This window comes from Pedobacter sp. GW456-11-11-14-TSB4 (assembly GCF_059424425.1).
This window is the reverse complement of sequence record NZ_JBWKZK010000002.1, coordinates 922,896-949,087: the sequence shown is the minus strand read 5'-3', so window position 1 is coordinate 949,087 and position 26,192 is coordinate 922,896. Positions and strand designations below refer to the sequence as shown.

General features: G+C 41.6%; 26 protein-coding genes and 1 riboswitch. Of the genes, 4 read left to right on the top strand and 22 right to left on the bottom strand.

The genetic code is table 11. The features are described 5' to 3' along the window. Nucleotides 1-84: 84 nt before the first annotated feature. The 21 genes from AC07XU_RS11420 to AC07XU_RS11320 all read right to left on the bottom strand — a co-directional run bounded on the left by AC07XU_RS11420 (nt 85) and on the right by AC07XU_RS11320 (nt 21,674). The gene (locus AC07XU_RS11420) at nt 85-1,656 is read right to left on the bottom strand and encodes a multicopper oxidase family protein (RefSeq protein WP_494943756.1); all 1,572 of its coding nucleotides are present in this window, start codon (nt 1,654-1,656) and stop codon (nt 85-87) included. Nucleotides 1,657-1,713: 57 nt separating this feature from the next. After that, nucleotides 1,714-4,215 (bottom strand): multicopper oxidase domain-containing protein, encoded by a 2,502-nt coding sequence (locus AC07XU_RS11415; RefSeq protein ID WP_481863406.1) that lies wholly within the window; start codon nt 4,213-4,215, stop codon nt 1,714-1,716. Nucleotides 4,216-4,237: 22 nt separating this feature from the next. Then, nucleotides 4,238-4,858, bottom strand: coding sequence for a hypothetical protein (locus AC07XU_RS11410; RefSeq protein WP_494943755.1), 621 nt, complete (start codon nt 4,856-4,858; stop codon nt 4,238-4,240). 80 nt (nt 4,859-4,938) lie between these two features. Further along, nucleotides 4,939-6,321 (bottom strand): NAD-dependent succinate-semialdehyde dehydrogenase, encoded by a 1,383-nt coding sequence (locus AC07XU_RS11405; protein WP_481863408.1) that lies wholly within the window; start codon nt 6,319-6,321, stop codon nt 4,939-4,941. A 56-nt stretch (nt 6,322-6,377) separates the two neighbouring features. After that, nucleotides 6,378-7,127, bottom strand: a complete 750-nt coding sequence (locus AC07XU_RS11400) for a multiheme c-type cytochrome (protein ID WP_481863409.1) — start codon at nt 7,125-7,127, stop codon at nt 6,378-6,380. After that, nucleotides 7,124-7,885 (bottom strand): hypothetical protein, encoded by a 762-nt coding sequence (locus AC07XU_RS11395; RefSeq protein ID WP_481863410.1) that lies wholly within the window; start codon nt 7,883-7,885, stop codon nt 7,124-7,126. Before AC07XU_RS11395 ends, AC07XU_RS11400 begins: the two co-directional genes overlap by 4 nt. A gap of 23 nt (nt 7,886-7,908) precedes the next feature. After that, nucleotides 7,909-9,867, bottom strand: a complete 1,959-nt coding sequence (locus AC07XU_RS11390) for a 2Fe-2S iron-sulfur cluster-binding protein (RefSeq protein WP_494943754.1) — start codon at nt 9,865-9,867, stop codon at nt 7,909-7,911. 26 nt (nt 9,868-9,893) lie between these two features. Continuing rightward, a complete protein-coding gene (locus tag AC07XU_RS11385) occupies nt 9,894-10,784 on the bottom strand; it encodes a hypothetical protein (RefSeq protein WP_494943753.1) in 891 nt (296 codons plus the stop codon). Between the two features lie 45 nt (nt 10,785-10,829). Then, nucleotides 10,830-11,942 carry a zinc-dependent alcohol dehydrogenase family protein gene (locus tag AC07XU_RS11380; protein ID WP_494943752.1) on the bottom strand — a complete coding sequence of 371 codons (1,113 nt, stop codon included), beginning with the start codon at nt 11,940-11,942 and terminating at the stop codon, nt 10,830-10,832. A gap of 90 nt (nt 11,943-12,032) precedes the next feature. Continuing rightward, complete coding sequence (locus AC07XU_RS11375; RefSeq protein ID WP_481863372.1) at nt 12,033-12,401, bottom strand: DUF6799 domain-containing protein; 369 nt, start codon at nt 12,399-12,401, stop codon at nt 12,033-12,035. Between the two features lie 78 nt (nt 12,402-12,479). Beyond that, nucleotides 12,480-12,695: an SHOCT domain-containing protein gene (locus tag AC07XU_RS11370; protein ID WP_481863373.1), complete on the bottom strand. Its 216-nt coding sequence runs from the start codon at nt 12,693-12,695 to the stop codon at nt 12,480-12,482. A 33-nt stretch (nt 12,696-12,728) separates the two neighbouring features. After that, on the bottom strand, nt 12,729-13,178 hold the full coding sequence (locus tag AC07XU_RS11365; RefSeq protein ID WP_481863374.1) for a hypothetical protein: 450 nt from the start codon (nt 13,176-13,178) through the stop codon (nt 12,729-12,731). A gap of 221 nt (nt 13,179-13,399) precedes the next feature. After that, the gene (locus AC07XU_RS11360) at nt 13,400-14,650 is read right to left on the bottom strand and encodes a type II restriction enzyme NmeDI-related protein (protein ID WP_494943751.1); all 1,251 of its coding nucleotides are present in this window, start codon (nt 14,648-14,650) and stop codon (nt 13,400-13,402) included. Nucleotides 14,651-14,820: 170 nt separating this feature from the next. After that, the gene (locus tag AC07XU_RS11355) at nt 14,821-15,165 is read right to left on the bottom strand and encodes a four-helix bundle copper-binding protein (protein WP_481863379.1); all 345 of its coding nucleotides are present in this window, start codon (nt 15,163-15,165) and stop codon (nt 14,821-14,823) included. Nucleotides 15,166-15,193: 28 nt separating this feature from the next. Continuing rightward, entirely contained in the window at nt 15,194-15,322 is a 129-nt protein-coding gene (locus tag AC07XU_RS11350; RefSeq protein ID WP_494943750.1) for a DUF305 domain-containing protein, read from the bottom strand. A 29-nt stretch (nt 15,323-15,351) separates the two neighbouring features. After that, the gene (locus AC07XU_RS11345; RefSeq protein WP_481863381.1) at nt 15,352-15,768 is read right to left on the bottom strand and encodes an HYC_CC_PP family protein; all 417 of its coding nucleotides are present in this window, start codon (nt 15,766-15,768) and stop codon (nt 15,352-15,354) included. 123 nt (nt 15,769-15,891) lie between these two features. After that, a complete protein-coding gene (locus AC07XU_RS11340; RefSeq protein WP_481863382.1) occupies nt 15,892-16,104 on the bottom strand; it encodes a heavy-metal-associated domain-containing protein in 213 nt (70 codons plus the stop codon). 5 nt (nt 16,105-16,109) lie between these two features. Beyond that, nucleotides 16,110-18,350 carry a heavy metal translocating P-type ATPase gene (locus AC07XU_RS11335; RefSeq protein WP_494943749.1) on the bottom strand — a complete coding sequence of 747 codons (2,241 nt, stop codon included), beginning with the start codon at nt 18,348-18,350 and terminating at the stop codon, nt 16,110-16,112. 873 nt (nt 18,351-19,223) lie between these two features. Then, nucleotides 19,224-19,778, bottom strand: coding sequence for a recombinase family protein (locus AC07XU_RS11330; RefSeq protein WP_494943748.1), 555 nt, complete (start codon nt 19,776-19,778; stop codon nt 19,224-19,226). A 194-nt stretch (nt 19,779-19,972) separates the two neighbouring features. After that, nucleotides 19,973-20,920: a DUF8464 domain-containing protein gene (locus AC07XU_RS11325; RefSeq protein WP_494943747.1), complete on the bottom strand. Its 948-nt coding sequence runs from the start codon at nt 20,918-20,920 to the stop codon at nt 19,973-19,975. A 415-nt stretch (nt 20,921-21,335) separates the two neighbouring features. Continuing rightward, complete coding sequence (locus AC07XU_RS11320; protein WP_008245450.1) at nt 21,336-21,674, bottom strand: four-helix bundle copper-binding protein; 339 nt, start codon at nt 21,672-21,674, stop codon at nt 21,336-21,338. Between the two features lie 227 nt (nt 21,675-21,901). Next, a riboswitch (Fluoride riboswitch) is annotated at nt 21,902-21,970 on the top strand. 42 nt (nt 21,971-22,012) lie between these two features. Here AC07XU_RS11320 and AC07XU_RS11315 point away from each other — a divergent pair. Genes AC07XU_RS11315 through AC07XU_RS11300 form a run of 4 tightly spaced genes read left to right on the top strand, consistent with a single transcriptional unit; the run spans nt 22,013 to nt 25,635 of the window. Next, nucleotides 22,013-22,567 (top strand): phosphatase PAP2 family protein, encoded by a 555-nt coding sequence (locus AC07XU_RS11315; protein ID WP_124910972.1) that lies wholly within the window; start codon nt 22,013-22,015, stop codon nt 22,565-22,567. Nucleotides 22,568-22,571: 4 nt separating this feature from the next. Then, on the top strand, nt 22,572-22,985 hold the full coding sequence (locus tag AC07XU_RS11310; protein WP_008245453.1) for an EamA family transporter: 414 nt from the start codon (nt 22,572-22,574) through the stop codon (nt 22,983-22,985). Nucleotides 22,986-23,043: 58 nt separating this feature from the next. After that, nucleotides 23,044-24,324: a phosphopyruvate hydratase gene (gene eno / locus AC07XU_RS11305; RefSeq protein ID WP_008245454.1), complete on the top strand. Its 1,281-nt coding sequence runs from the start codon at nt 23,044-23,046 to the stop codon at nt 24,322-24,324. 18 nt (nt 24,325-24,342) lie between these two features. Continuing rightward, on the top strand, nt 24,343-25,635 hold the full coding sequence (locus AC07XU_RS11300; protein WP_008245455.1) for a voltage-gated chloride channel family protein: 1,293 nt from the start codon (nt 24,343-24,345) through the stop codon (nt 25,633-25,635). A gap of 160 nt (nt 25,636-25,795) precedes the next feature. On the opposite strand, the gene AC07XU_RS11295 is transcribed toward AC07XU_RS11300, so the two are convergent. Continuing rightward, the gene (locus AC07XU_RS11295; protein WP_008245456.1) at nt 25,796-26,185 is read right to left on the bottom strand and encodes a YidH family protein; all 390 of its coding nucleotides are present in this window, start codon (nt 26,183-26,185) and stop codon (nt 25,796-25,798) included. Nucleotides 26,186-26,192: the final 7 nt, after the last annotated feature.

Below are 26,192 nucleotides of genomic sequence, written 5' to 3'. Positions count from 1 at the left end.
CTTAAAACTTATACTATCCAACGGTAATCATTTCAAGATTGTAGCTTTTTTAAAACCGTTGATTGCTCAATCAGGGAAGGTAAGTTAAGTAATCGCGAAGTTCCGCATCATACCCATATCTTCATGTTCAAGATTATGGCAATGGTATAAGAAAATCCCTTTAAAGGTTTTAAAAGCTAGAAGTACTTTCACGGTCATGCCTGGCATCAGCAAAAAAGTATCTTTCCATCCCTCATCAATAAACCCATCTTTAATGTTTTCCCATAAATCGGCATCCATATCTTCGATATTCCGCTCAATTATATTAAATTGTACTTGATGAATATGGATTGGATGCGCGACATTATTTTTTCCCATCATCCCATGGCCACCATGAACAAATTCCCATATTTCTGTCGTGTTCAGCTTGACCGTTTCATAATCTGTTACTTCTTCTGTTTTAAAAGTCCTTCCATTGATTGTCCACCTTCTCATACTCCCGGAGAATTTAAAACTCCTTGGTTCATCTGTATTTAAAGCATCCTTAGCATCCAGCTTGTTTAAATTGATTAACCTTTCAGGAAGCGTATATTTATTCCCGTCCGGTTTATCTATTTTAAGTTTTACGATTAAATATTCACTGCCCAATGGAATTTCCTTTTGGCTACCGCCCATCATTCCGCCGCCCATTTCACCATCTGCTCCATTTAAAAAAGAAAGGCTGTTTAAAGTCATTTCGGTACCAACCGCATGAGCACTCAGGTCTAACCACAGATCGAGCCTTTCCCCCGAACCCATCATTATGTAAGGTACATCTCTCGGTTTTTCGAGTAAACTTCCATCTGTACCAATAACGGTTACAGGGGTGCCGTCTTCCCAGCCCAATTTATAATAACGGGAGTTAGAACCATTTAACAAGCGCAGACGGTAAACCCCCTGTTGTACAGATATATTTTGAGCAGGGTTACCATTGATAAAAATCTGGTCACCCAGAAATCCGTTACTGTTTCGCATGTGGCCATTTTTCAGATAGACCAACTGGTTGTCATCATCAAAACTTTTGTCCTGGATAACTATTGGAAAATCGAATTTTCCAGCGGGGAGATCAAGTGCCTGTTCAGCTTCATCGGTAACAATAAGCATTCCTGCCAATCCATTGTAAACCTGGTGACCTGTGCGCTTATGGGGATGGGGATGGTACCAGTAAGTGCCAGCCTTGTTCATTATTTCATACTCATAGATATAAGTTTCACCTGAAGTGATTACGTTTTTAGGATGTCCGTCATATTGTTCAGGTACATGCATACCATGCCAATGAATAATACTTTCTTCGCTTAACCTGTTTATAAAATGAATACGTACTTTTTGACCTCTGCTAACATGGATCGTTGGGCCTAAATAACTTTCATCAATTTGAGTCAATGAGCCGGAATCACCTTTTATTAATTTACTTTCAAAGACCATTACGCTTGTCGAAGTGCCGGGAAAGATCGATATAGTCTTTTCAACTGCGGTAAGCTCAAATTCGAGATCTGGTTCAAAAGATGGGACTGCCTGATCTCTGGAATTACTGTTACATGCTGAAATGAATGGCCATGCCATTACAGTTGCCGCACCCAGCACGCCATAGTGAAGAAACTTCCTGCGTTTAAATTTTGATTCTTCCTCCTTTTTCATCTTTTAGTTTTATTGATTTGTCATGAATATATTGCTAATGCCTTCTTCCTATTCAATTTAATAGCGAAGACTAATTCCTGCGCCTGCACCATAGTCGCTGTCGTAGAGGGTGCTGATCGAAAACGTCCGGGTAAGAAAATAGCGTAGACCCACTGTATATTCTTTATCCGTGTTTACGCTTCCATCAAAAAACAATCTTGTTGTTATAGGCATATCCCTTCTTGCCAGTTGTGCCCTAAGTTTTCCTTTCGGATCTAACCGTACTTCAGCTTCCAGAAAGAAAGGAAGTAAATACAGTAAACCTACTTCAAATTGCCTGCGGTTATCTTTTGTGTTTGATTGGTCTGCTGTATTACCATTTTTATTTAAACGATAGTCATACCCAATGAAAGCGGCGAGATAATCCTGTTTGTCAATAAAGCGAAGCAGGTGAGTTTCTGTTTCATAATTCCCTTTCCAATTTACACGGCCATTAAAGCGTAGCTGGTTTTTATTGTTTGATAAAAAGCCTTCAAACCAGGCACCATTGGATAGGACATTTAAATCAGCCCATTTATATAGGGCATTATCTTCTTTCTTCAATTCTTTATAACCGGTTTTTGCGAATTCATTTTGCTCTGAGCCTTCATAGCTTACAATCCGGGCCATTCCTGTAGCCATGTGATATAAAATATGGCAATGAAAGAACCAATCTTTTTCTTCATTCGCTAAAAACTCGATGGTAACGGTTTCCATCGGTTGAATGTCGAAAGTGTGCTTAAGTGGTGAATAATCTCCTTGTGCATTAACCAATCGGAAGAAATGACCGTGCAGGTGCATCGGGTGCCGCATCATCGTATTATTGAACATCTTGAACCGGACTACTTCGCCTTTTTTGATCATTATTTTATCGGCTCTCGAGAGCGGTTTATCATCGAAAGACCAGATATATCGAATCATGTTTCCTGTGAGGCTTAAGGAAACAGTCCGAACCAGTATGTTCTTATCAAAAGCGGTAGGCTCAATAGATTGCAGCATATCATAGCTCAGTGTGCTAACGGTTTTTCGGTCATTCATTTTCATGCCTTCCATGCCTGATTTTTTAGTAGTGTCAATGACTTTCTTCTTTGCACCCATGTTCATACTTTCCATTTTCTGTGCAGGGGCGGTTTTCTTTTGCATATCCATGCCAGCCATGGGGGTACTTTCCTTATTGGTTGCATCCATGCCCATACCTTCAGGTTTTTCAGGACTTTCTTTTCCACCCGGCATAGCCATGCCGGGCATTGTCCCTTTTGTACCTGTACCACCCATGCCCATTTTATTTCTTTCCCGAAGCATGGCAAAATAATCCAGCTTAGGTATATCCGGGGCGTTCACTTTTTTACCGCTGCCAAAATAAACTGAACTATAGCCTGAAATATCCGCAGATGTAGCCCTTAACTCATAAGCCCCTTCAGCAGGGATCGTGATCAGCACGTCGTATGTTTCGGCTATGGGGAAATCAATTTTATCTACTTTAACCGGCTGTACATCTTTGCCATCGGCAGCGATTACCGTCATTGGCCCTCCGGCGAATTGTACCCAGAAGTAGGAACCGGCACCGCCATTGATCAGTCTTACCCTTACCGTTTCACCCGGTTTAAATTCAGGATAGGCCGATGTTTGCATCCCGTTGGCAAGGAAGGCATTATAATAAACATCAGATACATCCATTGGCGGCATACGGCTCCATTCCTGTTTTGCCTTATCACTTAAATAGCCTTTTACTAACGCCTCTCCCCAGCTTTGCACAGATTTCCTTTTTATGCCATACCATTCGTAATTCGCTTTTAGCGAACGCACAACAGTTGCCATCTTTTCATTGGTCCAATCAGAAAATAAAATCACCTTTTCTTTTTGCATGATTTTGTTTTTTGGATAAATGACAATCGCGCCATATAGACCTACCTGCTCCTGTAATCCCGAATGTGAATGATACCAATACGTGCCATTTTGGATGATGGGGAAGCTAAAGGTATAGGTAGTGCCTGGCTTTATCGGTGGTGTGGTCAGGTACGGAACACCATCGGCAACGTTAGGCAACAATAAGCCATGCCAGTGAATGGAAGTTTCTACTTTCATAAGGTTGCGAACATAGATGGTAGCCGTATCCCCTTCAGTAAAATAAAGTGTGGGAGCTGGTATAGTGCCGTTGATGGCAATAGCAGGCTTTAATTTTCCTTTTGCGAAAGTGACAAGTGTATCGGTTACATCCAGATAATAGGCTACAACCTTACCAAGAACTTTTGATGTTGTTATTGTGGTTTTTGGCATGTTCAAACCGTCCATGCCATCACTTGATTTTTCTTTGGCTTTCGGCATGTCCATACCATCCATTTTTTTGTTCATGGATGTATCGCTGGGCATTTGCATTACCGCCTTTTTCTTAGTGGTTGGGACTGTAGCGGGTGCAGTTTTTTTCTTTGCCACAGGCGATTTTGCTTTTTCTTTTTTGGGCATCTCCATACCCTTCATTTCCTGGGCAGATGCAAAAGAATACATTGTCATTGCTGCGATTATTACTAATATTTTTTTCATTTTGTATGATGTTTTTTCAGCGTCATTTAGACAATTTCAATGAAAGTCCAACCATGAAAAAGCGCATGTCCAAATAATCAAGCTTATTCGAAAATCTGATATATTTAGTTTGTATAAATGTTTGTAACCTTTCCCCTGTTTTGTGACTTAGCCCCAGCGCAGTTCCTCCGGCAACCCCAACATTCTTAAAATCTGAAACAATAGAAAAGGTTGGCGCCAAATAAGGTGTGATAATTTTATTATCGTAAAAAAACATACCATTAAAATTAATAAAACCATCAGTATTATCGCTGAAGGAAGTCTTGTTCAGATCTGTTTTTATACTGGTAAAGTACCAGGCTTCAGCAGAAGCACCCCAGCTAAAAAAATTCTTCTTATTTGTTCTCCAAAATCCGGCTTCCACATCCAAGGCCGGGGTGAAATAAGAATCTTCCATGGAAGGGGAAAAAAATACTCCTGCATTAAGAAATGACATCGAAGGCATCGTTTCCTTTGGAGATTGTGCATTCAATACCTGACCATTTACTATTCCAATAAAAAGTAACAATTTCCAAGGCTTACAAAATTTTATTAATCCTGATAACTTGTTTATAAAACGCTGATTGTACCCGAGGGAAATGAGTGTTGTTTTAGTATTTTCCATTTGCATTTTAAATTTCATTTGTTGAAGAATTAAAGTCAATTACTCATCGCACGGTAGATAAAATCACCCGGTATAACGAATTAAAATGGGTCTGTGAGTTCGCTAACACGAATGAGTTTTTTATTTACAAACTCATCTATGCCCAATGCTGATAATTCTCTTCCGTAGCCGGAACCTTTGGTTCCTCCAAATGGCAGATCCGCTTGTGTCCATGTAGGATGGTTGATGAATACCATACCGGTATCAATTTGATCGGCGACCCTTTTACCCCGTTCGATGTCCTTTGTAAACACCGAACCGCCCAGACCGAAAGGCGAATCATTGGCGAGGTCGATGGCAGCCTGTTCATCTTTCACTTTATAAAATGAAGCGACCGGGCCAAATAGTTCTTCGTGGTATGCTGGATTATCCGAACTTATATCGGTAATAATGGTTGGCTGCATAAAAGCGCCCGCGCGATCTGATCGTTTGCCACCCAATAATACTTTAGCCCCGGCATCCACAGCCCGCTTTACCTGGTCGGCCAGCCCCACTGCTGCCGCTTCACTGCTAAGGGGGCCTAATTCGGTGGCTTTGTCCATTGGGTCGCCGACGATAATGTTGGACAACCGATTTTTGAATTTTTCTAAAAATTCGTCAGCAATCGATTCCACAGCAATAAACCGTTTTGATGCCACGCAACATTGCCCGTTATTGTTCATTCGCCCAACTACTGCCCATTCCACGGTTTTATCTATATCGGCATCTTCCAATATGATAAAGGCATCACTACCCCCTAATTCAAGAACAGATTTTTTTAAATATTTTCCGGCTTGCGAAGCTATGCTTGATCCGGCGGCCTCACTACCTGTCAGTGAAACGCCTTTTATCCTTTTATCGCTCACCAATGCGGATGCCCTGTTTCCCGATATTAGAAGGTTAGTATATATTCCGGCGGGGGCACCTGCTTCTTTAAACAGATCTTCTATGGCAATACCGCATTGGGCCACAATAGAGGCATGTTTGACTAAAATGGTATTGCCGATCATCAAGTTAGGAGCCGCAAAACGCGCGACCTGGTAAAATGGGAAATTCCACGGTTCGACACCGAACAGTACGCCGATAGGGCTATGACGGATTAACGCTGAACCATGTGTTGGCCCAAGTATTTTATCAGCAAGGAATTTCTCAGCATGGTCGGCATAATAATCGAAAATATCGGCACTTAACAAGATTTCGCCTTCTGCCTGGGCAATGAGTTTGCCCATTTCCGAAGTTATTATTTTCGATAACAGCTCTTTTTTATCCCTCATCAAACCTGCGACTTTGTGCAGCAGGAGCGCTCTTTCTTCGTAGCTTGTTTTCCTCCAATCCTTATAAGCATTTTCGGCTTGGATCACGGCAGTATCCACTGCCTCGTCGCTCATTTCTTCAAAAGATTTGATGGCCACATTGGTGGCCGGATTAATTGTTTGTATCGACATGATGTATTGGTTTAAGTTTTTATTGATTATATCTCTTGTAGTAAGTGATGAGTTAATTAGTGATGTTTATAATAACCTGCTCCCTGAATATCGTTCCATACGGTGGTTTTGTGGCAGGAGTAGCATTGACGGACGCTTACATTTTTACCTTCCTGTCTTGCTATTTTTTTAGAAACCATTTCAAAGTGCATCATAAAATGGCTGGGTGGTGCCTGGTGACAGGATGAGCAGTTGGTGGAAAGTACCCCCGGATGCTGGAATTTTGGGATCGTCCATTGTGTAGCTGCATGGCAGGATGCGCAATTGGTTCCCATCATACCAACGTGCTTGTCTTTTGTGCTATGGCAACTGGCACAATCAAGTTTGGCTACCAAGCCCGATACGAGCGGGTGATCAGCCGGCATCAAAGATTTATCCAAACTGAATGATTTTTTTCCATCCCCTATTATCTTTTCCCCAATACTTGCCAATGCCTCATGATCCATGACCCGCAAATTCGCATCTGCGCCCCGGTGTTCGATATGGCAGGAAGAACAGTTACCGATCATGCCGTGAAAGGCGGTAGGCTGCCGCTCGAGCAAAAGTTTGTTATCGCCATGGCAACTAATACACTTGTTATTATCTATTACCTTTCCGGCGGTATGGCAGGATGCGCAATTAGCGGCAAGCATGGCATGGGCCGCAGTCAGCTTGCCCGGACTTGCTTGCGTTTGCCAGGTATTCTTTTGTGCGAAATCTATATTGCCATAGTAGGCTAACCCAACTGCAAAAGATAAAATGACCAGAATGACAAGTAGTTTTTTCATTTAAGGAACCTTAACGCAAAATAAACGGCAGACCAAATGTGCAGTAGAAGTAGGATATAAAATGCAGAGGATGTTATGATATGTATCTTCAGCCAGCCGGCCGTTCTTCGCTTTAATAGTTCGTGTGTCTTTATGGCATATTCAAGGTCGGCGATTGATTCAGCCAAACGCATAGCCCGTTGCGATAGCAGCGATTTAGCGTCTGTTGCAGCCTGCCGGATACCGACAAAACTGTTGAAGGCGCGGCTTATACTATTATTGGAAACAACAAAAGTAGGTTCGGATTTTGGTTGCTTGCCTATCTGATCGATCAATTGGTTGTATTGTGTCGCCAGCAGGTTTAGTTCGGTCTGTTTTTCGGAGATCTCTTTTGATGAATAGCTAAGAAAGTACCGGCCTATGAAACCGCTTAATACCGTGAGCATCAGCGTAGCCGTGAGTGCTATACCCAGATTGCTTTCAAAGCGGTGGCCTGTGTGCAATATCGCGAGTATTGCACCGACAATACTGGTATAAACGTGCCAGTTGAGTAAGGTGCCGATAGAAATGCGCCTGGAAATCTTTTCTTTAAAAAATGCTATTCGTTTAGTGGCAGAGTACAAAAGCGGCGGCACGATCAATAGGAATGCGGCAGTAACTGCCAGTAACGTACCGGTCAGGCTGCCCGGAAACCGTGGGGAACGATGCACCAAAAAGCCTAACCACAAAACAAGCTGTAGTATAAGCATGGAGCCAATAATGGTTCGTTCCTGTTTCATTTATTTTATTTTTTATACAAATGTTAAGCATCAACTGAAACTGCTTCGGTTGCTTTTGCCTGGCAAGCCAGAATTATATTTTGTGCCCTATCATCTTCGGTCAATGCATCCTCTACGGCCATGGTTATGTTGCCTGAGATCAATTTTATTTTACATATTCCGCAGGTACCAACACGGCAGGAATAATCAATGTTAACGCCAACCTCCTCGGACGCTTCGAGTATCGATTTGTTAGCTGTAAGCACCGCTGTTTTATTTGATTTGGCAAACGTGACTACCCCGCCTTTGTCCTCTTGGGCGCCTGCAGACTTCCCGTTTTCCGGCACGGCAGCTTGTTCTCCTTCCGGTTTAACGGGTTGTTGTCCTGGTTCATTACCCTCCGCTGGTTTTACAGGTTCTGTTGACGGTGGTTTTGCAGCAGGTGACGGGCCGGCGAAAATCTCCACCATTACATTTTCTTCAGGTACTTTTAGCTCTTCCAGCATCACCTTTACCGCATCCATCATAGGCTTTGGTCCGCAAATGTGGATCATCCGGGATATAAGGTCAGGCACCCGTTCTGCTATTATTTCTTTTGTAATGTGACCGGAGACAAAGTCGACGCTGGCCTCGCCTTGCTGCTGGCTAAGCACAAAAAAGACGTGCAGGTTCGCGTATCTTTTTTGCAGGTATAGGATCTCTTCCCGGAAAATGATACTGCTTTCATCTTTACAGGTAAAGAAAAAATAGATTTCTCCCTTCCAGGAGCGGTCGGTCAAATAGCGAACGGCGCTCATCATGGGCGTTAAACCTACGCCACCGCCAATAAATACAGCGCTTTTAGCATGTGTTTCCGTAAAGGTGAATTTACCGGAGGGTGCGGTGAACTGCATCAGTTCGCCGATATGCACTGCGGTATGCATGTAATGTGAAACGGTACCTTTTTCTTCGTGTTTGACCGTTATTTCACAGTATTCTGTATGCGTAGGCGATGAAGCGATAGTATATGACCGTTTTACAGGAACACCCGCAGGGTTAATGGTTACCGTAATGAACTGGCCGGGCAAAAAATTGAACGGGATCTTTTTGCCCTCCGGTTCTGTAAGCCGAAAGGTTTTTACGCTTGGAGTTTCTACGAAAATTTCTGCAACGAGTAAAGTACCCGTCCATGAATTTGGTTTTGAGGGCGCGGCCTCCGGGTTTACGATGGGCGGCGATCCGGCTTTTTCAGCAGCAGGAGCAGCCGGTTTAGTGCCTGGGTTTTCCGCAGGCGGTGCACCTGGCTTATTGGTACCAGGAGGTGGGACATTTGCGGATGAATTACCGGTTAACTGATCGATAAGGGCATTGGCACGTTTCATCTTATGGAAGTACATCCAGACCATGATTACCGCAAATGCAGTGAGTAAAAACATGGTAATGTAATGGAACCAGGAAAGCCCCATAAAACTATGCTTATCTGCATTTTCAACAGCGGCAAGGTTCATTTCCCGGTTGAACCATTTTAAAGCGGTAAGCCTCGGGTCTTTATTTTCTGCCAGTGCCCGTTGCCCTTCCAGGCCGCTTTCCAACATCATCTGGCCCTGACGTATCCGTTGGTTCGCGGCTTTCATAGCCTCCATATCCTGCATCCTTGTGGCACCGGAAAGCTCCTTTAAACCAATGTCCAGAATCGCATTGCCTTCAGTGATCTGTTTGTTTGCCAACTGGTTTATTTCGATACGTTTTTCAGGTGTGAGATCATTGGCCTGCATTAATGTAGGGTACATTTCTTTATAGGTGGGCTTTCCCATATCCTTCATCATATCGCCCATACCTGCCCCCATGCCACCAGCCTTGTTACCGGCAGTGGTGTCCTTCATGGCAGCGCCCTTATCCGCTGGTGCACTTCCTGGGTGATGGCTGGCATGCTCATCCGGGGTCTGCGCTATAGCCGAAGAAGCTGCAATAATCAATAAGGCTGTTAAAAAATTAACAGAAACTATAGTGCGAAACCATTTCATTGTGGATTTTTTTACTTAAAAAAGAATTACATGTCAGTCATGGGGGCATCTTTTTTTGGCATAGGTTTTTTATCTTTTTTCATTTTATCTGCGCCCATACCCATCATGCCCATCCCCTTGTCCATCATGTCCATACCTTTATCCATCATATCATCATCCATCATGGGCTTGTCCGGAGGACCCATCGCTTTAGCGGCCATACCTTTGCCCTTATCCATCATATCCATTCCTTTATCCATCATATCCATATCATCGGCCATCGGTTTGTCGGACATGGCGGGACCGTCTTTGCCCATCATCTCTTTACCCATGGTTATCATCGCCATACCCTTGTCCATCATATCCATACCGGTTTGCATCATCGGCCTATCTTTGTTTTTTTGGGCATGCATGGTAACCATTTTGCCAGATTTCGCAACATCCAGTCCCTGATGAATCATAGCCATTCCGTTATCGCCCATATCCATATCTTTCACACCAGACTTTGCTGCACTGTCGCCCATAGCCATTTTATCATCCATTCCTTTATGTCCAGGTTGTGAACCCTTCACGCCGCCTCGTCCGGATCTTATCATGTCCATCCCTTTCTCCATTTCAGCAACCCCATTATCTATCATTGTCCTGTCGTTGGCTTTTTCTCCTTTATTCACCATATCATTGCCGGCTTTTATCATTTCCATGCCCCGATAGACCTCGGCAGAGCCGTCATCATCCCGTTGCGCGTTGGATTGTGCCGTAGTGTCGGTTTTAACAGTGCTTTTGTTGTTCCCCGTGCAGCCAATAATGGAAAAAGATGTAAATAAAATAAGGGCGAAGCCCATTATTATTGGTCTGGCAGAACCTCTATTCTTTTTTATCATTTTAATACCTGTTTCAAAGGGCATGGAGGCTTTCAGGTTTGAAGTTGTTGTTTTCATGGTGATGATTTTATTTATGTAATGATTTATTTACCAGTATGACCTCTATCCATTAGCTAAAATAACCTTCAAGGCCTTCTCTTTTTGGGCATTCCCAAAAACCTGGTAAGCCTTTATTATGTCATTTAATTTAAAATGGTGTGTGATTAGTTTATTGGGGTCTATTTTGCCAGACGATACTGTTTTTAAAAGCATGGGCGTTGTATTCGTGTTTACCAATCCCATGGTGATGGTGATGTTTTGAATCCAGAGCGTTTGAATTTGCAGATCTACAGGATGACCATGAACACCTATATTAGCCAGGTGACCACCTGGACGAACAATATTTTGGCAAATATCGAACGTGTCAGGAAGACCAACAGCTTCGATGGATACATCCACGCCATCTTGTGTTTCGGCCATTATCCTTTTTACCGCATCTTCTGATGATGAATTAATGGTATCTGTTGCTCCGAATTTTTTAGCCAATGCCAAACGGTTTTCATCTACATCAATCACATAAATTTTGGCAGGGGAATAAAATTGTGCGGTTAGCAAAGCCGCGATACCTATTGGGCCGGCACCCACAATTGCGATGGTATCACCGGGTTTCACACAACCGCTAATTACGCCTATTTCATGACCGGTTGGCAATATATCACTTAACATTACCATGGCTTCCACATCCGAATTTTCCGGGATGGCATGCAGACTGTTGGCCGCATGGGGGATACGTACATATTCTGCCTGCGTTCCATTAATCAGGTTGCCCAAAATCCAGCCACCGTCTTTGCAGTGAGAATACATCTGTTTCTTACAATACTCGCAGGTGCCATCAGCGGTAATGCAGGAGATAATTACAAGATCACCTTTTTTGAAATTTTTAACCGCCAAACCAACTTCTTCAACAATACCAACACCTTCATGGCCAAGGGTGGTTCCGGGCTTAACAGAAGGAACTTTACCTTTTAAAATACCGAGATCAGTTCCACATATGGTGGTATTCAAAATCTTTACCAATGCATCTGTAGTCTTTTCAATAACAGGCATGGGCACGTCTTTCCATTCGATTTTACCAGGGCCGCCATATACCAGGGCTTTCATGGTTTGGTCTTTTTTTCTGTCGGCAGAAAAGCCATTTGACTTTTGGCTTTTGGACGGGGTTGCTATTATGCTCATTTTGCTTGTTTTAAATAGTGATCCTTGAAAATTTGATGTGGCCTTTTTCTTGCGGACAGCCCGTAAATCAAGACGCTGATTGGCAACATACTACATTGGCATCTTGCCCATTTTACTTTTGCTGCCTGTTTTTTTCTTTATAGGCATTTTTCCCATTTTACCGTCCATGTCCATCATATCCCCTTCTTTCATCTTCATTGTTTTACCGCCCTTCATTTTGCACATTCCGTCGGCCATGACAGTGGTGCCATTGCCCATGGTCATTTCTTTATCCATGTGGGTTGTCTTCCCGTCCTTCATTATGTGCATCTTCCCGTCCTTCATCATTACATGATCCTTTTTCATGTCAATTTTTTGTTCCTTGTTGTCCTGGTTGCCCATCTTTCCCATATCGTGGTCTTGGGCAAATGCGCCTGAACTTAAAGCACAGGCAGCAATTAAAATCATTAATTTTTTCATATTGTAAATGTTTTGGCTCAAGCAGCTTTACTGATTGGTTACTGTTAATTTATAGTGATAATTGAGACGATTATTCTACTAATCGTTTTGTATGTGCTTTTTCCGCTCATTGTATTCTTCGGTATCAATTGTACCGGCAGCGTAACGCTTTTTGAGAATATCTAACGGGGAGTCTTTTTTTGATTTTTGTCCGGGGATGTCATAAGGTGTGGCGAAAATCCAAATTATAAAAACAAACCAAATGAACCACCAGATAAGGTGCATTCCCCAGAAATCATAACCATTGTACATCATAGCTCTTCATTTAAATTTTAATTAATTGTATCACTATTTCACTTTCTTCTGCGCCAAGAAATAGCAGTGGGCGGCACAGGCATGAAGCTTATAGTTCTTATGGGTCGTGCCTAGGGAATGACCCTTTGGATCCAGTATTTCACATTTTTGGGCATCAATATCCCGCACGGTAATTATATTCTCTCCGTTGGCGTTGTAATAGTTACCGTTCTTTTGCGCCTTCCCCAGGTTTTTCCCCTTTGCATCAATTACGTTTCCGTTCCTGTCAATGAAATAGATGGTCTTTCCCTGGTTATTCTTTATGATATTATCCTTGGTGATAAAACCCAGTTTGTTCCAGCCGTGGTCATGGATTTCGCCCTTTTTGTTGATGAATATTTTTTCAGAATTAGCGGTGTCTGTTTTGGTCTGACCAGACACGTGAACGGCAAACACTGAGAGCACCGCCAACATTAACATAAATAAAAGATGTTTTTTTTCCATGATTTCTATAACTTTGTTTTACCAAATGTATGCTTTTAAAAATCAAGAAATATTGATTTCCAACATGTTAAAAAGTGATACGCATCACTTTTTAACAGTGATGACATCAAATATATAATTATAGATACCAAAAATATTTAACAAATTTTAACTTTTTGAGCCTTTGAATAACAATATATAAGAAACACAATCAATTGCACGGCCAGTTTACACCTTTTGCTTTATCCTGCAACCCGGGAAATCTTTTCCATAATTAAATGACTGTCACCAAACTTACACAACGCATCGCAATGCTCACGTAGTTCTGAAAAGCAAATATATTTAATGGGAACATTTGATTTTTTAATTGCTGGCCTAACCAACTGAACAATGACATCTTTAACCCGTTTATCTGGTATAATTAAATAAAGAGTCTCATTTCCTTTTCCGATGGTATAACTTAAATCACTCAAGCGCAAAATTCCGGAATAAATGCTAGTGCTTTTTTCGACCTCAAAAGCAGCAACGACCTTACTAGTGCCTTTTTCAAACCATAGCACATCAATCAATTTAACAGAATTTAGGGCTTCTTCTTCACCCGGAAATTCAGGAAACTTCTTTAAAGAGATGAACGAAAAGCTATTATTGTTCCAAGATCTTGACCTGTCATTTGAAGCTGGAATAACATCATAGCCTAATGAAGCACCGATACGCAGTAAATGGTACTGCATTTCAGAATGTAAGTGCTCATCTTCTTTTTCCTTGCGAGCTTCAGTATGACGCTTTTCAATAAGCTTTTCCAACTTATTGCGGTCTTGCTCAGAGAGATAATCGTCTGAACCAAGTATTAACTTTTGTGTACCAACCTCGAAGAGCAGACCGGAGATAGCTCCTAGATCTAGTGAAAGCTCCCGGCAGTACTTTTTATTAATATCGATAAGCACTTCCCTTATCTTCAGGTATTCTGTCCAGCTGCCCAGTTTTTTTTTATCCTTGAACAATGTGTTAAAGCCATTTACAATAGCGGTGTTGGATGGCGGCATAAGAGTTGGGTGGAGGAAGTAAATGATGCTCGCTACCGCCGGACCCAAACCTTTAATCTTAGCCCTATCCAGCTTTATAATCTCTCCGATCAGCTGTTCTTCGTTCTTAGCGTTTAAACAATTTTCCAAAAACTGCCCAAAGAGGACTTTATTGCCTTCATTTTCATAAATATCAGGTATTCTTAATTTGGGTTTCCAGTAGAAAGGATGAGACGCCCCTTCAAAAACCTGCTTTTGCTCACTGATACAGGATAAGACAAACTCAAGGGAACTTCCCTTGAAATCATTTCCAAATCTTTTGTGGCGAATATCATCAACCACTTGGATTACGCCACGCCGTATTGACCTGAAAGCTTTTAGGCGTTCTTCATTGTTGATAAACCAGGTGTTATAAACTGATTCACTGTCGGCTTTATATTGATGGATGATGTTAGTTAAATCGCTGCTCATTTTATTGATTTAACAACGAATATATGTGTGTGAGTGTGTTTTAGGAAATTACCTGCAACATTTCTTGACAAATAAAACCTTAAACAGCCAGATACATGCCTTTTTCAATGCTTTCATGATTCCAATATAATTAATAATCTGCCCTTTCTGGGCAGATTATCAAAGGTAAACTAAGCAGCTGTTGCCATTTTCCTGCAAGCTTCTGCGCATCTGCGGCAAGCTTCAGCACATTCTTTACAGTGATCCATGCCCATTTCGGCATGTTTTTCACATTCTTCAGCGCAGGCACTACAAATGTCAGCGCAAATGCGGCAAAGCTCTTCGCTGTACCCGCTGCCCAGGCTCATCACCTCTGCCGCAGAACGGCAGATTGCCGCGCACTCTATATCTAACTGGATACAGCGGGAAAGCATTTTTAGATCTTCTTCTTTTAAGCATTCGGTAGCGCAATGGCTACACGCTACTGCGCAGGCTACACAAGCCTGGATACAGTCCTGAAATTTTTCATGTGACATAATTTTACTGTTTTAAAAGGTGAACTATTTATTTATTGTTATTTGCTAATAACCACTCCTGTAATTCCTTGATCTCTTTTTCCTGGTCTTCAATGATCTTGGAAGCCATTGTTTTCATCTCCGCATGGGTTCCGTAATCCAGTTCCATTTTAGCCATTTCAATCGCACTTTGATGGTGCACGGTCATCAGGATCGCAAAGTCATGGTCAGCCCTTCCGTTAAGACGACAGGCGGTGCATTGCCCTTTGGCCAATCCATCGGTTTTACCTCTTTTTGGGAAATAAAAAGTTCATTAAAATTCGTTGGGAAAGTTAAAATGGAAAGGGCAGAGAAAAAAGGGCTGCCCGCAGTCTGAATATTTTCACTGATGGCATACTGGCCATGCTGGTCACAGCATTTGCAATCCTTGTCTTTGGAACACGGTTCCTTTTGATGGGAATGTGGCTTGGCCTCATTGTGGGATTTGGCTTCTTCGCTGGGATGACTATTGTTTACCTGCGGTTTAAGCAAATATTCGCCTGCACAATGAACAATACAGACAAACATCCCTGTTGTTAATAACAGGTAGAATGCTGCAAAACTTATGGCACAGGTTTTCCTCATTAGCAGGTAAATACCTTAAGAACAACTAATTTATATGTTTTGTTCTAAATTTTTATTTTTAAATGCAACAACATCAAGCCGACCAGTTTGCTTGATGTTGATAAAACATAATGGGCTTAATGACTAAAGCTTTTCTGCTTTATAACCTGCATTTTCAAGGGTATCGATCACTTCCTGGTCATCTATTCCCGGCTTACCATCAATGGTTAATATTTTATCAGGGCTTTGGGTGTCCACGTCCCACCTTTCGATATCCGAAAGTTTGTTTAAATGAGGGGTTACGGCAGCTATACATCCGCCACATTTGATATTGGTTTTAAATTTTAATGTTTCCATGATTGTTATTTTAATATTAGTTGAGAAAATTTAAGACGAAGGCTATTACTTACTACCGATACCGAGCTTAGTGCCATTGCTGCACCGGCAATCATCGGGTTTAACAAAAAGCCGTTTACCGGGTATAAAATACCAGCAGCAATAGGGATACCTATCAGGTTATAAATAAATGCCCAAAACAGGTTTTGCCGTATGGTACGAACTGTTAGTTTGGATAAACGCAAGGCTTTCGGTACCTGCATCAGGTCGGAAGACACCAAAGTGATTTTAGCCACATCAATGGCAATATCAGAACCTTTACCCATTGCAATAGATACATCTGCCTGTGCCAGCGCCTGGCTATCATTGATACCATCCCCGATCATAGCGACTACTCTGCCCTGCGACTGTAGTTGTTTAACAAACTCGGCCTTATCCGAAGGCAATACTTCGGCTTTAAAATCAGTTATTCCGGCCTGTAAGGCAACGGCGGCAGCCGTTTGCTGATTATCACCGGTAAGCATATACACAGCTATCCCCTGATTAATCAATTCAGTTACAGCTTTTGCAGATCCTTCTTTAATCTGATCAGCAATCGCAACAATAGCCAGTACCTGGTTTTTGTCTGCGAAATAAATAACCGTTTTAGCTTGTTGCTGCAAGGCATCAACTTCACGCTGTAAGATTTCATTTATTTGGATCTGCTGATCTTTCAATAGCTTATGACTTCCCGCCCAATAGATTTGTCCTTCAAATTCTGCCTGTACACCTTTTCCAGTCAGGCTCTCAAACTTGTTTACCTGTACCGCACCAACGTTTTCGTGTTTTAAATGGCGAACGATGGCATCCGCAAGCGGATGCTCTGATTGCTGTTCCAAAGCAAGGAGTATCTTTGTAAGGGCTTTCTTATCTTGTACTAACCCATTCTGCCAGACTAATTCTGTTACTTCTGGTTTACCTTTGGTAAGTGTACCGGTTTTGTCCAAAACAACAACGGTCACCTTATGACCCAATTCCAGTGCTTCTGCATCTTTAATCAGGATGCCGCTTTCTGCACCTTTCCCGATGCCTACCATAATGGCGGTAGGTGTTGCCAGTCCCAACGCACATGGGCAGGCGATCACAAGCACGGTTACCATTGCAAGCATACCCTGGGTGAAAGCATTCTGCCCGCCAGCCATTACCCATATCAGCAAAGTAACTAAGGCAATACCTATTACTACAGGTATAAATATTCCGGCTATTTTATCTACTAATTTCTGTACGGGGGCTTTAGATCCCTGTGCATCCTGAACCATTTTAATGATCTGTGCAAGCATAGTTTCGCCACCCACTTTTTCAGCTACAAAGCGAAAGCTGCCTTTTTGATTGATCGTTCCTGCGAAAACTTTATCGCCATTGTTTTTCGCTACTGCGACCGGCTCGCCGGAGATCATACTTTCATCCACATAAGAATTTCCCTGGTAAACTTCCCCGTCAACCGGGATCTTTTCACCGGAACGCACCAATATCTGATCACCAATATGAACTTCTGAAAGCGGGATTTCCTTTTCTCCATTTTCGGTAACAACCAGCACTGTTTTAGGTTGTAAGCCTATAAGTTTTTTAATAGCAGAAGAAGTATTGGATTTGGCCCTTTCTTCCAGCAATTTTCCGAGCATGATGAAAACGATCACTACAGCTGCCGCTTCAAAATAAACATGCGGATGCAATCCCCGGCTATGCCAGAACTCCGGGTAAAAAGTGTTGAATACACTAAAAAGATATGCAATTCCTGTACTTAGGGCAACCAAAGTGTCCATGTTGGCCCGGCCATGACGAGCTTGCTTAAAAGCGTTGATGAAAAAATTTTTTCCGAACACGAACAATACGGGAGTAGTTAAAGCCAGCATGTAATAATTAGCGTAAGATATATTCATAAAGAACATACCTATGACGACTACAGGCAGTGTTAAAATCGCCGCCGCGATCATGCGTTTTTTTAATGCCTTATAATTACCTCGCTGGACTTCTTCTTGTTTTTCTTTGCCACTTTCAGTATCCAGTATCAGGTCATAACCAATTGACTGAACTGCCTTCTGAAAAGAAGTGGGCTGGATCTGATTAGGATGATACAGAACCTTAACTGACTGGGTGGCGTAGTTCACCTCGGCTTTATCTACCCCAAGCTGTGAGCCGATCATACTTTCTATGCTGACTGCACAGGCAGCGCAGGTCATACCAAGAACTGGCAGGGAAAGAGTTTCTATATTTTCTGACGTATTCATTTTCTTTATTTATCATACAAAGATAGGCTTGCACTAATCCGGGATTTTTACAGTTTTTTGTGAAAAAGTTGTAATATTCCGCACAAACGGCTGCATTTATACACTTATAGATAAAAATTACGTTATTTGTGTTATGAAGTTAATGGCCTTTCTTCTCGTGGCTTGTTTAATGTTCCTTTCTTTTTCAGGAATGGCGTCCCGTATCCACGCTTCAAAAAAAGAAAGTTGCTGTGAAAAACCCACCTGTAAGCATGGGCAAAATCAAAAGCAGAAAAAAAACTGCGATAATGGCCTTTGTAACCGAATGCTTACCTGTAGCCGTTGCGGATTTTTTACAGTCAGCCAGTTATCACTTTCAAAGCAGTTTGCATTGACTGCAAAAAGGAAGACTTTTCAGACCACTATTGGTATGACTTCTGACTATCCCGAAACCGGCTGGCATCCTCCGAAAGTTTAATAAAATTGTCTACTGTACATCATCCATGTACCTTAATTATTATTAAACAATTAAAATTAAAAATCATGAAAAAGTTTCTTTTCATCACAACGGTGATGCTATTCTCTATATTCTCTATTTCTTATGCCAATACCCCTTGCTGTAACAGCAAGATGAACAACTGCACAAAATGTTCAAAGACCTGCGGTAAGCCGAATTGCATGGACACCTGCAGTAAATCTTGTAAAGCATCAGGAGAGTGTACTAAGACCTGTAAATAATAATAAAGCCGGGATAAAACCCGGCTTTTATTATGATAAATAGTACAACTATGATGAATTTGTTGTTAACTTCAAACTAAAAGCATCAATTTTGCTATCATTTAACTGGGCGCGCTGTCCTGATCTGCGGATGCTCCGACCTTGGTATGATAGCCTTTAGTAATTAATGTATTTGTAAATAGTGCTGTTACTTTTAATGTTAAGGGTTTTCCTGATCTGCGCTATACTCACATTGGAAGCATACAGATTTTTAACTGCTTTCATTTTTAACTCGGCATCAGGTGTTAAGCCTTTTGGCCTTCCGCCTACCCTGCCCCGGTCTTTAGCTGCTTTTAATCCTGCTACAGTCCTTTCGATTTGAACACTTCTTTCATTTTCTGCAAGGATGGCATTTAGGCTAAACCAAATTTTGCCCATTGGCGTATCAGTATCAATACCCTCACTAATTGATATGAAGCGTATATCCTTATCCTTAAAATCGGTCATAAGCTTAATTAGTTCCCATGCTGTTCGGCCTAATCTATCAATTTTCCAAACCACTACAGTGTCACCGCTCCTTAATTGTGAATACAAAGTATCCCATTCCTTCCTGAATTTAACTCCGCTCTCTTTCTCAAAATAAACCTTATCGCACTTAAAGTTATTCAGTGCGTCATCTTGAAGGTGCAAGTTTTGGTCTTTCTTAGAAACCCGTTTATATCCAAAAACCATATTATCGTATTAAACTATTTTACTGTTTCGCTGATTTTTTCCCTATCATCGTCCAGCCAATTTTGTAACACTACCGCCAAAATCGTATTGAGTGCAACACCAATAATCATTAATAAAACCATATCAGTATAGTTGGCTCATGGACTGGGTATTATTGCCCTAGCCATATAAGGCTAAATAAACGTCCATTTCCATCATCTTTTGATTTTATGCTCTGCGGTCTGCTGACTAACTAAATAATCATTTATATCATTCAGTCCTTTTTCTGCATAAAATGCGCTCTTGTCAATGGCAGATTTTATGAGTTCGATTGCCTTTTTTGTGGCATGCTTCCCGCCCACTCCATCACGGCCATTGTCAAAATATAAATGTACTGGGATGCCCTTTTCTATTGACTTTGTATTTATCTTTTCGCAAAGCACCTTAGTAAGATTTCCAGTGCCATTGAGCAGTATTACATTATAGATTTCATCAGGAAACAAATGTCTGTAACTGGCAAAATCCATCGAGCCTTCAAATAATTTTATGCTCTGCGGATTATTGCCGATAGTAAAAGTAGATATACCTCCACCATTCAAGTTACCTTTATATGCTGTTGATCGAACGGCATAGCCATTACTTGCATTTGGAAAACCAATAGCAAAGAAATTACTGCCTCCATTTGACCAGTGTACTTCCTTTGCTACTCCTGCAATATCTTTAATTTCTAAGCCCCTCTTTTGTAAGTAGCTTAACAAAGCCGGATGCTGAACCTTATCCAGTACTTTTTTTATTTCAATGTTATATTCTGTTTCACCATTCTTTTTAAAAAATGCATGGTAACCGTCTGCAACAATATCAATATTGTTAGACAGGCGCTGTATGGCCTCTACAAAAGTTTTATTCTCAAATTTCTGTACGGCTTTAATTATGTCGCCACCTTCGCCCAGGGCATGGTCATACCATACGTTGGCCTGATCTTTAATACTTATAGAACCTGTCTTTTGATGGTCGAACCCGAAAAAGTACTCCTTACCTTTTTTTCCATCATACCGAAGTGCCCCGATACTTTCCAGTTTAAAAAAGTAGTCAAGTAAGGAAATTTCAGATTTAATCCTTGCAGCTTCTGCGGTTAAAGCTGCGTAGTCATTTTTGGTATTCATAATCTTTACATTTAAAGGTATCAATAATTTTGTTACGTGTAATCATTTTGTGTAATAGTTTTTTGTAATATCAAAAGGCCAAAAAAAACCGACTGTTGATCGGTTGCGGCAGATTACAATTAAACGTTCGTTTTTTTGTAATCCAAATTATCAAAAACTCATCATCAAAAACTAAAATTATGATTTGAATAATGGAATGGGTTTATGATAATCAGCAAAAAGAAAAAGAGATATTTAATGCTTATCTGGAACGGTTTACTTTGCTTAAAGGCATCGGCATTTGCTCACAATCGATTATGAAAAAATGAGGGAATAATGAAAATAAAATGAATGGAATAAATTTGCCTATTTATAAAAATGAAAGGGCAACTAGAATGCTGCCCTTAATCAATTAATGCTCACGGTGATTGGCATCTTAAGCAGCTACTCCTGTCATTCTTCTGCATTCTTCCGCACAAGCCTTACAAGCATCTGCACATTCCTGACAATGCTGGGTATGATGATTACTACACTCATCTCCGCATTGCTGGCAAATATCTGCGCAAATACGGCAAATGTCTTGAGCAAAAGAGCTACCCATACTCATCAATTGAGCGGCAGAGTAGCAGATGGCTGCACATTGCATATCAAGCTCAATACACCGCGCCATCATTTTCACGTCTTCTTCCTGAGTGCATGAACTTGCACAATGATTGCAAATTGAAGCACACTTTAAGCATGCATCAATACAGTTTTTCCATTCATGGTATCCCATAACTTTAATTTTTTAGGGTTATAAAAAAAATTCCTATATAGATAACATGGTTATTTCCAGGCGGTTTCATTTTGTTTAAGAAAAGCTTTAATCCCGTGATATGATGCTTGTTTAAACGGTAGAAGAATAAGAAACTGGTTCTCGTATTCAAATAAGGAGGAATAGTGATAAATTAAATTCTCAACACCTACTTTAAGATTTTGCACATCATTTTATTAGTATTATATTTGCAATACGGAAATGGTGTCCTTCCGATTCAACCGCTTTTTTCAAAAGCTGATGGCGCCTACAATAGAAATTCCAGCAGGTAATAAAATCTGCCGGTCAAAGTATTGTAGGTGAAAAAATTAAAAATAAATTCTCAACTCTTATTGCTGGCAGCTATCTTAATTGCGCTTGTCTTACTTTGTCTGTCTGCCAAAGTGAGATCAGTGTTAGCAATGGTCCTGCCGGTTGAAACTGAATGGTTCTTGTGGATAAATCAGCACCATAATGCATTCTGGGATACGATTATGTACTGGGCCAGTGATAAGCGTTTTTGGCTTCCTTTTTATGCCTTCATTATTTATTGCCTCTTCCAGAATTTCTGCAAAAAAATTTGGCAGGTTCTTATTACCATTGCGCTACTAGTTGCTAGTGCAGATCAGATTGCTTCAGGACTGATTAAAAACACCGTTAAGCGTCTACGCCCTTCCCATGAACCGAATCTAACTACGATCATTCATTTAAGTAAAGCAGGTGCGGGTGGGATGTATGGATGGCCATCCGCTCTTTCATCACCTATCTTCAAAAGCATTCTTTCCGCTGGTTCGGCATTTACCGGATCATTGCCGGAGCAACGGTTCTTGTACTCATTTACTTTGGAATTATTCAATAACGGAAAATTAACATAAAACTATGTGGTGGATCTACGCGCTATTATCAGCTTTCTTTGCTTCCCTTACGGCCATCTTTGCAAAAGTCGGCGTAACCAATGTCAATTCTGATTTGGCTACTGCCATACGAACGGTGGTAATACTGATTGTAGCCTGGGGGATCGTAATGGCCAGAGGCGAACTTAAAGGAATTACGGAACTGTCAAAGCATAACCTGCTATTTCTTTTTTTATCTGGCCTTGCCACCGGCTTGTCCTGGATATTCTACTACAAGGCTTTGCAGATCGGGAAAGTGTCCCAGGTCGCCCCTGTTGATAAGTTGAGTGTTGCCCTAACTATTATACTTGCAATGGTGTTCCTGAAAGAAGCTCTTACCCTGAAAGTATTCTTTGGTGCCCTGCTGATCATTGGGGGAACACTGGTTTTGATCTTTTGAGAAACTCAATTATTTGTAAGCAACCGAAATACTAAAAATCAATATAAAACAAAAAACTATGAAATTAACTAAAATTCATGCCCGTGAAATTTTGGATTCCAGGGGCAATCCGACAGTAGAAGTAGAAGTCACTCTTAACGGAACAACAGCAAGGGGTATTTCTCCATCCGGGGCAAGTACGGGTGAAAAAGAAGCCGTAGAGCTTAGAGATGGTGATCCAGAGCGCTATAATGGTAAAGGCGTGGAAAAAGCAGTAAAAGGGATTAACGTCGAAGTCGGCAAATCAGTCACCGGCTTATCCTTTGAGGGTCAGCAGGCCTTCGATGATCATATAATTGGTCTGGATGGAACCGAGAATAAATCAAGGCTCGGCGCAAATGCGATGCTTGCGGCCTCAATCGCCTTCGCCCGGGCTTCGGCCGTTGCAAAAGGGATTCCCTTGTATAGGCAGCTAGTGGAAAGGGAAGGTTACGTAATGCCCGTACCGTGCATGAATGTCATTAATGGGGGAAGGCATTCTGATAACAACATCGATTTTCAGGAATTTATGATTGCCCCTCATAACGCCCCCTCGTTTAAGGAAAGTATCCGTATGGGCGAAGCTGTTTTTCATTCCCTGAGAAGTCTGCTAAAAGCGAAAGGCTATTATACCGGAGTTGGTGACGAAGGTGGGTTTGCGCCAAATCTGAGTTCTAATGAGGAAGCCGTCCAAATCATCATGGAAGCGATACATATTGCCGGTTTTGCTCCAGGCAAGGATATTTCCCTTTGTCTTGACCCAGCGACCAGCGAAATGTGGAATAATGGAAAATATGAATTTTATAAAAGTTCTAAAGAACGGATCACAACAGATGAAATGATTGGCTTTTGGGAAGGATGGTTAAAAGAGTACCCAATTATCCTGTTGGAAGACGGGTTGGGCGAAAACGATTGGGAGGGATGGAAAAAGCTGACCAGCCTTTTGGGAGACAAAGTGGAATTGGTTGGAGATGATATATTCTGCACCAACCCGAGTATTATCCAGCAGGGAATCGACCAGGGCATTGCAAACAGCGTACTGATTAAATTGAACCAGATCGGTACAGTTTCCGAAACGCTAAAGGCCGTAGAACTAGCCCAAAAAAACGGTTACAATTGCTTTATTTCTCACCGCAGTGGTGAAACTGAAGACACGACAATTGCGGATCTGGTTGTCGCTACCGGTGCGGGGCACATCAAAACAGGAAGTGGCTGCCGCTCTGAAAGGGTATCTAAATTTAACCAGTTGCTTCGGATAGAAGAAGAACTTGGTGATAGGGCATCATTTGCAGGAATCAATACTTTTTATAAAAAATTATAAATCAGCCGCTAACCTACAATGAAACATAATAAATTTTTATTTGAACACCTTTCGGTTTTTAAATATGCGGTTCGATGGACGCTGCTTATACTTCCTGTTGCCATTGCAATAGGAAGTATGGTTGCCTTGTTCCTTTGGCTGCTAGGCTGGGCCATTCACTTTCGCTTTCAGCATACCTGTCTCATTTTTCTGCTACCTTTAGCAGGTATTGTGATCCACCTGATTTATCAGTCAGTTGGTAGGTCCTCAGAAAAAGGAAATAACCTGATCATGGATGAAATCCATAGGCCGGGTGGTGGAGTGCCCAGGCAGATGGCGCCAGTAATCTTAATAACTACAGTGATTACCCATTTGTTTGGCGGATCGGCTGGAAGAGAGGGAACCGCGGTACAAATCGGAGGAAGCATCGCAGGAATGTTTAGCCGCTGGTTTAAGCTAAATGAGGTAGACACCAAGATGCTCCTTACCGCGGGAATTGCAGCCGGGTTTGGGGCGGTGTTCGGAACACCGCTCACCGGTGCCATATTTGCAATGGAAGTTCTGGCCATTGGAAGAATAGAGTACAAGGCTTTACTTCCCGCATTAATTGCCAGCGTGCTTGGTGATCTTACTGTCTCTGCCTGGGGCATCCATCATACCGCTTATCACATCGATCTCATAGAGAAAAGTGCCTACTTTCTATCTGAATACCTGCCGGTAAACCTACTCCTGCTTAGTAAGGTTATTCTAGCATCCACATTGTTTGGTCTGGCCAGCTACCTGTTTGCTGTAATGGTGCATGAGATCAAGGCCTTTTTTTCTAAAGTATGTAAGATCCAGTGGCTTATTCCTGTTATCGGTGGTCTGATTATTATAGGCTTGACTTACGCCATCGGGAAACCGGATTACTTAAGTTTGGGCGTGGATAGCGAATACCAAGGAGCCGTTACAATTCCCTCTGCTTTTCAGCCTGGTGGAGCAGATACTTGGAGCTGGTTATGGAAGACCATTTACACAACTTTAACATTAGGAACTGGATTTAAAGGTGGTGAGGTAACGCCTTTGTTTTATATTGGCGCAACATTAGGCAATGCACTTTCGACCTTATTAAATGCTCCAGTTAGTTTGTTTGCTGCCCTTGGATTTATTGCTGTTTTTGCTGGTGCAACGAATACACCCCTTGCCTGTACGATTATGGGTATAGAACTTTTTGGTAGTGAATACACCATGTTTTTTGCGGTAGCCTGTTTTACAGCCTATTTTTTCAGTGGCCATTCAGGTATATATTCTTCACAGCGTATTGCGGTACCCAAAATATTTACGGGAACATAAAATATTGACTTATCCTGTTCCTGTGGATTATCATAAAGAGGTGAAATTTTTATAAGATCCTTGACCAATGCAATCAGCAATTTATATCAAAAAACAACGCTATATCGACCGCTTTCCTTCCTCTCTTTTCTAAAGCATCAAGTACAGATGATTTAACTGCCTATGTTGTTTTAATAAGGTAGAGCAGTAAAAGTATACTAGCTATGAAAACTAAAGCGGTTAAAACTTTAACAAAAAGTGTTGAATGGTAATACACCCCCTGATTCAATTGTTCTTTCGTTGAATTATATCTTAAGTAAGAACAAATGATAGTAATTGCTCCCAGGGCAACTAGAAAAATCCCGATAATGCGGGAATCTCCGGTTTGGTGCAGGGGCACTTTACTCCCCAGTGCGGCACTGATCTGCTTGATAAATAGCGAGAATTTCATCACCACGAAGCCAAATCCCATGATACCAATACTGGTTCTGATCCAGGCCAAAAATGTTCTTTCATTAGCCAAATGGTCTCCTGCATGCTGTTTGGTGTTTTCCTGATCTTGAATTTTCATCTTGTTC